Source organism: Sphingomonas bacterium (assembly GCF_903644135.1).
GTDB lineage: Bacteria > Pseudomonadota > Alphaproteobacteria > Sphingomonadales > Sphingomonadaceae > Sphingomonas.
Map to the genome: position 1 here is coordinate 1 of NZ_CAHJXA010000064.1, position 10,526 is coordinate 10,526.

Annotated in this window: 12 protein-coding genes and 1 pseudogene; 8 read left to right on the forward strand and 5 right to left on the reverse strand. The window is 66.4% G+C overall.

What is annotated here, in order from left to right; translation table 11 throughout:
- The 6 genes from HUU96_RS05320 to HUU96_RS05345 form a co-directional block, all read left to right on the forward strand.
- On the forward strand, positions 1 to 449 hold a 449-nt coding region (locus HUU96_RS05320; RefSeq protein ID WP_302480214.1), incomplete at its 5' end, for a TrmH family RNA methyltransferase.
- Positions 450 to 628: 179 nt separating this feature from the next.
- Positions 629 to 1,243, forward strand: coding sequence for a 30S ribosomal protein S4 (gene rpsD / locus HUU96_RS05325; RefSeq protein WP_174291815.1), 615 nt, complete (start codon positions 629 to 631; stop codon positions 1,241 to 1,243).
- A 122-nt stretch (positions 1,244 to 1,365) separates the two neighbouring features.
- Positions 1,366 to 2,346: an agmatine deiminase family protein gene (locus HUU96_RS05330; RefSeq protein ID WP_174291816.1), complete on the forward strand. Its 981-nt coding sequence runs from the start codon at positions 1,366 to 1,368 to the stop codon at positions 2,344 to 2,346.
- Between the two features lie 127 nt (positions 2,347 to 2,473).
- Complete coding sequence (locus HUU96_RS05335) at positions 2,474 to 2,668, forward strand: hypothetical protein (protein WP_174291817.1); 195 nt, start codon at positions 2,474 to 2,476, stop codon at positions 2,666 to 2,668.
- Positions 2,669 to 2,710: 42 nt separating this feature from the next.
- Positions 2,711 to 3,223 (forward strand): hypothetical protein, encoded by a 513-nt coding sequence (locus HUU96_RS05340; protein WP_217430267.1) that lies wholly within the window; start codon positions 2,711 to 2,713, stop codon positions 3,221 to 3,223.
- Positions 3,224 to 3,345: 122 nt separating this feature from the next.
- A complete protein-coding gene (locus HUU96_RS05345) occupies positions 3,346 to 3,720 on the forward strand; it encodes a hypothetical protein (protein WP_174291819.1) in 375 nt (124 codons plus the stop codon).
- 5 nt (positions 3,721 to 3,725) lie between these two features.
- Here HUU96_RS05345 and HUU96_RS05350 read toward each other — a convergent pair whose 3' ends face one another.
- Positions 3,726 to 4,307, reverse strand: coding sequence for a recombinase family protein (locus HUU96_RS05350; protein ID WP_174291820.1), 582 nt, complete (start codon positions 4,305 to 4,307; stop codon positions 3,726 to 3,728).
- Positions 4,308 to 4,490: 183 nt separating this feature from the next.
- Here HUU96_RS05350 and HUU96_RS05355 point away from each other — a divergent pair, with 183 nt between their 5' ends.
- Positions 4,491 to 4,958 carry a hypothetical protein gene (locus tag HUU96_RS05355; protein WP_174291821.1) on the forward strand — a complete coding sequence of 156 codons (468 nt, stop codon included), beginning with the start codon at positions 4,491 to 4,493 and terminating at the stop codon, positions 4,956 to 4,958.
- Between the two features lie 10 nt (positions 4,959 to 4,968).
- On the opposite strand, the gene HUU96_RS05360 is transcribed toward HUU96_RS05355, so the two are convergent.
- On the reverse strand, positions 4,969 to 6,633 hold the full coding sequence (locus HUU96_RS05360) for a recombinase family protein (protein ID WP_174291822.1): 1,665 nt from the start codon (positions 6,631 to 6,633) through the stop codon (positions 4,969 to 4,971).
- Positions 6,634 to 6,671: 38 nt separating this feature from the next.
- Between HUU96_RS05360 and HUU96_RS05365 the strand changes: the two genes are divergently transcribed.
- A complete protein-coding gene (locus HUU96_RS05365) occupies positions 6,672 to 7,331 on the forward strand; it encodes an MBL fold metallo-hydrolase (protein WP_174291825.1) in 660 nt (219 codons plus the stop codon).
- Here HUU96_RS05365 and HUU96_RS05370 read toward each other — a convergent pair.
- From HUU96_RS05370 to HUU96_RS05380, 3 genes and pseudogenes are all read right to left on the reverse strand, one after another.
- Entirely contained in the window at positions 7,328 to 8,893 is a 1,566-nt protein-coding gene (locus HUU96_RS05370; protein ID WP_174291823.1) for a peptide chain release factor 3, read from the reverse strand. The genes HUU96_RS05365 and HUU96_RS05370 overlap by 4 nt on opposite strands.
- A 131-nt stretch (positions 8,894 to 9,024) precedes the next feature.
- Complete coding sequence (locus HUU96_RS05375) at positions 9,025 to 9,915, reverse strand: aldose 1-epimerase family protein (protein WP_174291824.1); 891 nt, start codon at positions 9,913 to 9,915, stop codon at positions 9,025 to 9,027.
- Positions 9,908 to 10,526, reverse strand: a pseudogene (locus HUU96_RS05380) (phenylalanine--tRNA ligase subunit beta); the annotation flags it as partial. The pseudogene HUU96_RS05380 and the gene HUU96_RS05375, both read right to left, overlap by 8 nt.

Consider the following 10,526-nt stretch of genomic DNA (forward strand, 5'->3'; position numbering starts at 1 on the left):
GCGCGCAGGCGATCCATGCCGGCCCGGGCCGCGCCGCCATATTGTTCGGACCGGAGCGGTCGGGCCTCGCCACCGACGACGTCGCGCTGGCGCGCACCATCATCACCGTGCCGATCAACCCGGATTTCGGCAGCCTCAACCTTGCCCAGGCGGTGATCCTGGTCGCCTATGAATGGTCCAAAACGCTTTCGTCGAGCGAGGGGGGGCTGGCGCAACCGCCCGAGGTCGCGCTCGACCCGCCCGCTCCGCAGGAGGAGCTGGACGGCATGATCGACCAGCTCGATGCACTGCTCTGCACCACCGGCTTCTTCTTCCCGCCCGAGCGCACCGTCACCGTCCGCCACACGCTGCGCACGCTGCTGACCAAGCCGGGCTGGTCGAGCCAGGAGGTCCGCACCGTTCGCGGCGTGCTGTCGGCGCTGGGCGGAGCGAAGCGGCCAAGGGGTTGATCCCGCATGCTTGACTCCGGGTCGCCCGTGCGCCATGCGCCGCGGCTTCGCGAATGGCCCCGCACTCCGGTGAAGCGGTGGCCCTGCCCGGTCCGTCAGGATCGCCAGCAGGCGGGAACCGGATAGCGCTCGCCCCCTCACCGGTGCGGGTTCGTTGTTGGCATTGCAAAGGAATTATCATGTCGAAGCGCGCCAGCGCCAAGTACAAGCTCGACCGGCGGATGGGCGAGAACATCTGGGGTCGCCCCAAGAGCCCGGTCAACAAGCGCGAATACGGCCCCGGCCAGCATGGTCAGCGCCGCAAGGGCAAGGTGTCGGACTTCGGCATCCAGCTGCGCGCCAAGCAGAAGCTCAAGGGCTATTACGGCGACGTCACCGAGAAGCAGTTCCGCGCCTGCTACACCGAGGCCGCCAGGATGAAGGGCGACACCAGCCAGAACCTGATCGGCCTCCTGGAGCAGCGGCTCGACATGATCGTCTACCGCGCCAAGTTCGCGCCGACGATCTTCGCCGCGCGCCAGCTGGTCAGCCACGGTCATGTCCGCGTCAACGGCACCAAGTGCAACATCGCCAGCCGCCGCTGCTTCATCGGCGACGAGATCACGCTGGGCGGCAAGGCGCAGGAGATGGCGCTGGTGATGGAGGCGCAGAGCCTCGCCGAGCGCGAGATCCCCGATTACGTCGCACCCGACGGCACCGCCAAGGCGACCTTCATCCGCGTGCCGACGCTCGATGAGGTGCCTTATCCGGTGAAGATGGAGCCCAATCTCGTCGTCGAGTTCTACTCGCGCTGATGCGCGAGTAGAACAAGCAGAGGTTTGGCTCGGCCGGCGACGCTCGAGCGTCGTACGACGTCACGGTTTCGCCGCGATGGCCGCCGGCTTGCCTCGCGTCGGCGTGGATGTCAGAAACAGGCATGTCCGGCCGCTCGATCGTCAAGCCCCCTCCCCCAGAATGGGCACACCACAAGGCGGTGTGGATCGGCTTCCCCAGCCATCCTGAACTCTGGGCCGACGACCTGGCCCCGGCGCGCGCGGAGGTTGCCGCGTTCGCCCGCGCGGTCGATGCCGGCGGCAAGGGCGAACGCGTCCTGCTGGTCGCGGCCGACGAGGAGGCGGCAGCCGCAGCCCGCGCCGCCGCGCCGTTCGCCGATGTGGTGGTCGAGCCGTTCGGCGACATCTGGTTGCGCGACACCGGCCCGATCATACTCGGCGACGGCAGTGCGCGGCTGTTCGCGTTCAACGGCTGGGGCGGCAAATACGACCTGCCGGGCGACGACAGCGTCGGCGCAGGCCTTGCCGGCCAGCGCGGCAAGCGCGCGGTGCGGTGTGACTGGGTGCTGGAGGGCGGCGCGATCGATGGCGACGGGGCGGGCCGCGTCGTCACCACCCGCCAGTGCCTGCTCAATCCCAACCGCAATCCCTATCTGTCGCAGGCGGAGATCGAGGCGCGGCTGGCGACCGATCTGGGGCTGACCGAGATCGCCTGGCTGGGCGACGGCCTGGTCAACGACCATACCGACGGCCATGTCGACAACCTCGCCCGCTTCGTCGGCGAGGGGCGAGTGGCGATCCCGGTCGGCGGCGACAATGATCCCAACTGGCAGGTCTACCAGCACGCCGCCAACGATGCCCGCGCCGCCGGATTGCAGGTGGTGCCGCTCCCCTCTCCCGGCCGGGTGTTGCGCGACGAGGAGATCGTGCCGGCGAGCTACATGAATTTCTACATCGGCAACGCCGCGGTGGTGGTGCCGCTCTACGGGTCGGGCGAGGACGCGGCGGCGGTGACGGCGATCGGTGCGCTGTTCCCGGATCGCCAGGCGGTGGGCCTGCGCGCCGACCACATCCTGACCGGCGGCGGCAGTTTCCACTGCATCAGCCAGCAGATACCGGGGTAGCGATGGCGAACGATCCTCCCCTGCGCGTCGCGATGATCCCGGTCACGCCGCTCCAGCAGAACTGCACGCTGTAAAGGGTGAGTAAGGGCAGCGCGGGAGGGCTGACGCCTCTCGTCTAAATACGCCCATGAGATACCGCGAGATCGTAGAGGCGATCACCGCCGAGAAGGCCCAAAAGGCCGCACAGAAACGCGCCAAGGCGCACCAGAAGTTCACCGACGCGCAGCGCAAGAAATCGGACGCGGCGCAGCGGTATCAGGACCAGCTTCGCAAGGCGAACGACACCCAGCGCGACGCGCAGGCGACGATGCGGTCGGCATGACGCACGCGAATATCGCGGCGGCGATGGCAGGGGTGGTATAAGATGCTCATGGCATCGAACCTACCCACCTACACGGACACGATCAGTCAGCGCCGCTGGAAAGCGGAGATGATGGACTGGCTCGACGGCTTTCGCTTCACGCACGCGATCACGCTGGTGTGGAACCGGAGCGTCGGACTGGATCGTGCGCGTGAGGACTTGAAGCTGCTGATGCGCGAAGCCGATCAGCGGCTGGTGAGTTCGCGGTTCAACAAGGTGCCTTCGCAGTATCGCACGAAGGCGCTGTTCTGCTTTGAAGGACAGCGGCACGACCATGTTCATGTTCACTCGTTGTGGAAAGCCCCACCGGGCAAGTGGTTCGCGCTCGGCAAGATGTTCCCGGGGAAGCGGGGTGGTCTCTGGAACGAGGTCGTGCCGAGCGGTTCGTATGATGTCGAGGCTTGTAGCTGGCACGGCGGCAACGCCGAGATCACCGGCTACGCCTTGAAGCAACAGCACCGGTTCTCTGATCCGGCGCTCATGGTCTGGGCGGACGAGTTTCATCCCGCCCGTTGACCCCACCTCGAAACGACCGGATGCTGTGTCCAGTGGCGGTCAGATCGAGGCGGACATTGCCAGCCTGAATAGCGGATCGTTCACCCCGAACGGACCGCAAAGTGGAGTATTGCTTATGAGGCATGAACTGGAACACGGCGATGGATAACTTTCCCGACGCAAGCCAGCTTCAACATCTGGTTGACGACACGCTCATGCAGGTATGCCTCGATCCCTACAGCACGCAGTTCCACTTCGAGCGAAACCGGATCATGTCCGAGCTATCGGTCGAGCAGGTCGAACCCGATGGGACCACATGGTCATATAGCTGCGTCGCTGCGGAAGCTGGTGCGAACATGCTTCACAGGCTTGTCGGCAAGGTCGTCAAAACTGTGGCGACGGAAGCACTGACGATGACGATCACCTTCGAGAACGGCGCAGTGTTGCGGGTGCTTTCGGAGATCGGACCGTATGAAGCGGGCCACATTGACGGAGAAGGCGGCTTCATCGTCTTTTAACAGACCTACCTAACCGACGCGCAGTAGCGTTTGACGGTCGGTTCGGAAATGCCGAACTGGCGAGCCGTCGCGCTGATGCTGGCGGAGTTGGCCCGCCGCCATGCTACCACATCGTCGCTCGACGCGGCCTTCGGACGACCCAGCGACACTTTGCCGCGATGCGTCCTGCCGGTGGTGCGCAGCGCCTCGCGGGCGGCGGCGCGACCGCTGTCGCAGCGTTCCTTGATCCGCTGGCGCTCCATGTCGGCCACCTGCGCCAGCACCGCGAGAATCAGTTCGCCCGCACCACGCCCGATCTGACCCAGACCACGCACCTCGACCAACACGCCCTTCGCCAGCAGCGCGCGCACGGTCGATTGAACATCGAGGGCGTCGCGACCGAGCCGATCAACGGCGTAGACGCAGACCACATCGCCATCGCGGACATAGCCGAGCAGTTGTGCGAACGCGGGTCGATCCGCCGCCAGCACCGCGCCCGAGACGCCCTCGTCGATGAACTCGCGCGCGAAGCCGCCGCCCAGCGCCGACCGCTGCGCCTCCACAGACTGGTCCGCAGTTGACGAGCGGTAATAGGCGATGCGGTTCATATGATGCCTCGACATAGATCGTAAGATATGCCTGCGTTTTGATACAGGATTGAATACCTGTCAAGGTATCTTTTGATCCATCCAAGTGAGGCCGAGGCGGGCTGGCTCCAAAGCTACAAGTTCAGAGCCAGTGCGCGTTAGCCGGTTGCGGACATGTTGCTCCAATGAGAGAAGAACCGCGTGGTGAAGAACGCATCTGATTTCGACTATGCTCACGCGATGGCTCCCCTCGAAGCACTTTTCGTGGCGGCAGATGAGCCGCTGTTGGTTTATCCGTCAGTCGCAGCAGCAGAGCAGCACCTTAAGGCAATAGATGTTGGGAACGGCGTATACCCCGCCGCGTATGGCAGGAATGGCGAGCCATACCGTATCGGCAGCGAGGGTGACCGCGTTATCATTGAGCCTACCGCCGAGCCGAATAGACCTGACGACCTGAAGTCGCTCCTGTCGCAGTATTTGGAAGGGATCGGTCGCACGCCTGATGGGCCACAAACGCTGGACTGCTTGGTCGAAACGGTTTGGACCATTGAGAGTAAGTTTTGGCAGGAGCACGATCCCTACGGTGATCGCTTCGGCACACGCATCCCCGCGTGGGGATGCGTCGCCCTTGTTGTTCTGGTAGCAGGCGTAATCTGGTTCGCTGTCCGATAGCCGGATGGGCCTACCCCGTGGCTGTTGCGTTCATGGACCAGTTGGCTTCGGCTCGTTCATAGATTTTCGCGAAGCGATGGGTGACAGCGCGAACAAGGTTCACGACATTACGGTCGCGGTGCTCGGCAAGTTCATCGTCGTTGAGGGTGAGCGTGGCCTCCCCGTCGATGACCGTGCCCGTCAAGTCGATCTTGATGGTGATGATGCCACCGACCAACCGCAGCGTGGTGATGCCATCGGCGCTGAAGGCGACGCTCTGGATGACGGTGTTGAAGGCTTGAAGAACCTTGCGGCGAAGATCGATGTCGTCGCCAAGCCGACCACGCATGTCCTTCAGGCGAGCAATGTGCTCGGCGGCGCTGGCTCGACCCATTGCAGCTTCGCGCTGGCTCTTGAGCGCCTGAAGGTGCGCGGCGATGGCGTTCGCCTCGGCTTCGGCGGCGAACGCCATCTCTGCCGCCATGCGTGATCCCTGCGCCGCGAGGGTCAGCAAGCCCTTGGCCTTTTCCGTAGCGACGCGGTGGTCGGTTTCGCGCTCGGCGATGATGGCGTTGACCCGCGTGACCTCGCTCTTGTTCGCGAAGGCATCGTCGTCCAGCGCGAGGTGCAGGAACTCGTCAAGCACGGTCGATTCGAGCGCCCGATAGGGGAAGGCGATGGCGTTGTCGCAAAGGCCCCGGTCCCGTCCGCTACACATCAGGTATCCGCCGCTGCTCGATCCCGCGACGCGCATCGAGCGACCGCACGACTCGCAGCGACACAGGCCCGACAGCAGGTTGGTGATACGCTTGCTCTTGCCGCCCCCATGCGTCGCCAGCCGCGCCGCAGCAGTGTCCCTGACCCGCTTGAAAAGATCGTGGGGGATGATGGCCGGGTAGACCTTGATCGGCGCTCCGTCTGCCACCCACTTCCCGCCTTCCTTCCGGCGAGGCTGATGGTAGCCGATGACCTCCATGCCCGAGAGGATGAGATCGACGCGAGACGCATACCAAGGCTTGCCGGTGTCGAACATCGGGACACCTTCGACATTGAGGAGGCGAGTGATCGTGTGAGCGCCGTGTCCGGTTTCGTCGGCCATCTCCCAGACCCGCCGAGCTTGAGCGGCGAGCCGCTCAACGATCTTGTTCTCGTCGCCGACCCGCTCGATCCACGCGGGCTTCGCACCGGGGATCGCCCTACCGTCAGCCTTGGAGTGATCGCGGCGGATCGCCCACGACGACGCTGCCCGGTCCTGACGCTTCTTCGCTTCCTTGTTGGCGAGGTCGGCCTTGAGCGAGAGCGTAATCACATCGAGTAGTTCGATCTCCTGATACGCTTCCAAGTGCTCGCCGTCGCAGGTGTGGATCGATACGCCCGCTTGAAGGATGCGGTTGACAAGTGCGAGCGTGGCGGTGTGCCCCTGCCGCGAGAGGCGGTCGATATTCTCGATCTGCAAGACCCAGCCGATCAACGCCCCCGCGTCGATCTCGTCGAGCAACACGCCCAGCTTGCCTCGCTCGATGTGGTGCCCGTGGAACGCCGAACGCCCGTCGTCGAAGATTTCCCGCTGGCACGCATAGTCGTTTCGCGCAGCTTCTTCCCGCATCTTGGCGAACTGGCGTGCCTTGCTGGTGCCTTTGCCTTGTGAGGGATCGCTCCAACGCGCATACTGGATCGAGAAAACCGCTTCGTTCATTCCAATAGTTCTATCAGACCGAGGTTCCAGTGCGCGATATTGCCGTGACGCCGTTGAAGGCCGTCATCATCCCGGTGACGGTATTAACCCAAAACTGCACGCTCGTCTGGTGCACCGCGACGATGAAGGCGGCGGTGGTCGATCCCGGCGGCGACCTGCCGCGGATCGCGGCGGCGATCGCGCAGGCGGGGGTGACGGTGGAGAAGATCCTGCTGACCCACGGCCATATCGACCATGCCGGCGCGGCCAGGCCGCTCGCCGACCAGCTGGGCGTCGCCATCGAGGGTCCGCACGAGGCGGACCGCTATTGGCTGGAGCGGCTCGACGAGACCGGACGGCAATGGGGTCTCGACGGCACACCGTTCGAGCCCGACCGCTGGCTGGTCGAGCGCGACACGGTGACGATCGGCGACCTGGTGCTCGATGTGTACGAGACGCCAGGCCATTCGGCAGGCAGCGTCATCTTCCATCATCCGCCATCGCGCTTCGCGCTGGTGGGCGACGTGCTGTTCCAGGGCTCGGTCGGGCGCAGCGACCTGCCGGGCGGCGACCACCGGCAGCTGATCGCGACGATCGTCACCAAGTTGTGGCCGCTCGGCAGCGAGACCGCCTTCATCCCCGGCCATGGCCAACCCAGCACCTTCGCGCACGAGCGCGCGACCAACAGCTTCGTCAGCGACGCGGCGCTGGCGGCCTAACGCTCGCGCGTCGCCGCGAAGCGCACCTTGGGGTAACGATCGGCGATATAGCCGACCTCCCACGCGCTCTTGGCGAGGAACACCGGGTTGCCGTCGCGGTCCTTCGCCATCGCCGAGCGGTTCAGGTCGGTGAAGCCCTTGAGGTCCGCCACCTCGCCCGCCGACACCCAGCGCGCGGTATCGAACGGGGCCGGCTCCAGCGCGGCGGCGACCTTGTATTCCGCCTCCAGCCGCGACAGCAGCACGTCGAGCTGGAGCTGGCCGACTACGCCGATGATCCAGTTGGAGCCGATCTCGGGATAGAAGACCTGCGTTACCCCCTCCTCCGCCATGTCGTCGAGCGCCTTGCGCAACTGCTTGGTCTTGGTCGGGTCCTTGAGGATGACGCGGCGCAGGATCTCGGGCGCGAAGTTGGGCAGGCCGGTGAAGCGCACGTCGGCGCGCTCCGACAGCGTGTCGCCGACCCGCAGCGTGCCGTGGTTGGGGATGCCGATGATGTCGCCCGGGAACGCCTCGTCGGCGATCTCGCGGTCCTGCGCGAAGAACAGGATCGGCGAGTGGATCGCGATCGGCTTGCCGCTGCCCGACGGGGTCAGCTTCATGCCGCGCCGGAACACTCCCGAGCAGAGCCGCATGAAGGCGATCCGGTCGCGGTGCTGCGGGTCCATGTTGGCCTGCACCTTGAACACGAAGCCGGTGACCTCCGCCTCGTCGGGCGACACCGGCGCGGGCTCGGCGGGTTGCGGGCGCGGGCTGGGCGCGAAGTCGGCGAGCGCGGCGATCAGCTCGGCGACACCGAAATCCTTGAGCGCCGAGCCGAAATAGACCGGCGTCAGGTCGCCGGCGCGGTACGCCTCGCCATCGAACGCCGCATAGCCGCCCTGCGCCAGCTCCGCCTCCTCGCGCAGCGTCGCCAGCCCCTCTGGCGACAGCACCGCGTCGAGCACGCTGTCATGGATGCCGGTGAAGGGCAGCGCGCGACCGGGAAACTCGCGGCTGTCGCCCTCGGGCCGAGCGAGCGTGTTGCCGTAGAGGTCGTACACCCCCTCGAACTGCCCGCCCATGCCGACCGGCCACGACATCGGGCAGACGTCGAGCTGGAGGATGTCGGCGACCTCGTCGAGCAGCGCGAACGGGCTGCGGCCCTCGCGGTCGACCTTGTTGACGAAGGTGATGATCGGCACGCTGCGCAGCCGGCACACCTCGAACAGCTTGCGCGTCTGCGCCTCGATGCCGCGTGCGGCGTCGATCACCATCACCGCCGAATCGACCGCGGTCAGGGTGCGGTAGGTGTCCTCGCTGAAATCCTCATGCCCCGGCGTGTCGAGCAGGTTGAAGGTGACGCCGTCCTTCTCGAAGGTCATCACCGACGAGGTGACGGAGATGCCGCGCTGCTGCTCGATCTTCATCCAGTCCGACCGCGCGCGCCGCGCCTGGCCGCGCGCCTTGACGGCGCCCGCGAGATGGATCGCGCCGCCGACGTACAGCAGCTTCTCGGTCAGCGTCGTCTTGCCGGCGTCGGGGTGCGAGATGATCGCGAAGGTGCGGCGGGGGGAGGTCATGGGGCACTCGCAAGCGTTGGAAAGTCACAAAAGTCGCGTCCACGCGCGTTGGTGCGCGCGCAGCAAGGAGCGGTGGCGGAGCGGCCGGTCGATCGCCGCCGCCCATGCGCCGCCCCGACGCTGTAGGACAGTCAGGACTGTAGCGCGATGCTCATCGCGATCCGCTTCGTCTGCCCCGCCGCGACCTCGAACACGCCGGGCTTGGCGCGGAACTCGCCGGTGAAGCCCTCCGGATCGGCGATGCCGTGCCATGGCTCGATGCAGACATAATGCGCGCCGGGCTTGGTCCAGACGCCGAGGCGGGGCGTGTCGGGGAACTCGACGCGCAGGGTCGGGCCGACCGATGCGCCATAGGTTACGCCCTGCGAGACGATCGGGTCCCAGACGAGTGCGTCATTCTCGAACAGCGCGTCGGCGAGGTGGAGGGTGCGGCCGTCGAGCGGCGAGGCGCGAGTCTCCGCCGCGATCAGGCCGTCGGGGGCGATCTCGGCCAGCCGCGCCGGCTCGTCGGCGTCGAAGGCGATGCGATGGTCGGCGCGCGGCTCGCCATAGGGCAGCGGCCAGGCGAGCGCGGGGTGGAAGCCGAACTGCGCCGGCATCGCCGCGTCGCCGCGGTTGGCGATGCTCGCCGCCAGCGTGATCGTCGCGCCCTCGACCGTGAAGGCCAGGTCGAGCGCGAAGGCGAACGGGTAGCTCGCCCGCGTCGCCTCGCTATCCTCGAGCCGCAGCAGCAGCCGGCCGGCGGCGTGCTCGACGACCGCGAAGTCGGAATGGCGCGCGAAGCCGTGCTTGGCCATCGGATAGTCGTGCCCGTCGAGGCGGATCACCGACCCGTTGGTGACGCCGATCACCGGGAACAGGATTGGCGCGCGGCCGGTCCAGAAGGCCGGGTCGGCATCGGTCATCAGCTCGCGCCCATCCGCATCGAGGATCGACGACAGCTCCGCGCCGTGCGGGTTGATCGCCGCGGTCAGCCTGTCGCTCGCGATGGTGATCCAGTCAGCCCTGCCCTTGTCAACCACGTAAGGTCGCTCCCTGTTTGGCGGCGGTGGCGACCACCTTGTCGCCGATCGCCTTCAGCTCGGCATCGGTGAAACTCCGCTCGCCGGGTTGCAGCACCAATTCGATGGCGATCGACTTCTGTCCAGCCGGCACGCCCGCGCCGGCGAACAGGTCGAACACCCGCGCGGCGACGATCGTGCCCTTGTCGGCCCCCCTGATGGCACGGACCAGCGCATCGGCAGCCAGGTCGGTCGGGACGTAGAAGGCGAAGTCGCGCGTGACGGCCTGCAGCGAGGATGGCGCAAAAGCGGGGCGCATGAAGCTGGTATCCCGCTTCGCCGGCAGCGCGTCGAGGTAGAGTTCGACCGCCGCCACCGCGCCATCGAGGTCGAACGCCTTCAGCACCGAAGGATGCACTACGCCGAACGCCGCCAGCACGGTCTTCGGCCCCAGTCGCAGCGTTCCGGACTGGCCGGGGTGCCAGGCGGCACCAGCCTCGCCCATGACCTGTAGATTGTCGACCGGCGCGCCGGCGGCCGCGAGCAGCGCCAGCGCCTCCGCCTTGGCATCATAGGCGTCGTACGTCGCCGCCTTGCCCTCCCGCCAGCCGCGCGGGCGGCGGTCGCCGGCT

Coding starts and splice junctions, on each gene's coding strand:
- HUU96_RS05335 (WP_174291817.1), top strand. CDS start 2,474: ATGAGATACCGCGAGATCGTAGAGGCGATCACCGCCGAGAAGGCCCAA.
- HUU96_RS05345 (WP_174291819.1), top strand. CDS start 3,346: ATGAACTGGAACACGGCGATGGATAACTTTCCCGACGCAAGCCAGCTT.
- HUU96_RS05340 (WP_217430267.1), top strand. CDS start 2,711: ATGCTCATGGCATCGAACCTACCCACCTACACGGACACGATCAGTCAG.
- HUU96_RS05370 (WP_174291823.1), bottom strand. CDS start 8,893: ATGACCTCCCCCCGCCGCACCTTCGCGATCATCTCGCACCCCGACGCC.
- rpsD (WP_174291815.1), top strand. CDS start 629: ATGTCGAAGCGCGCCAGCGCCAAGTACAAGCTCGACCGGCGGATGGGC.
- HUU96_RS05360 (WP_174291822.1), bottom strand. CDS start 6,633: ATGAACGAAGCGGTTTTCTCGATCCAGTATGCGCGTTGGAGCGATCCC.
- HUU96_RS05350 (WP_174291820.1), bottom strand. CDS start 4,307: ATGAACCGCATCGCCTATTACCGCTCGTCAACTGCGGACCAGTCTGTG.
- HUU96_RS05330 (WP_174291816.1), top strand. CDS start 1,366: ATGTCCGGCCGCTCGATCGTCAAGCCCCCTCCCCCAGAATGGGCACAC.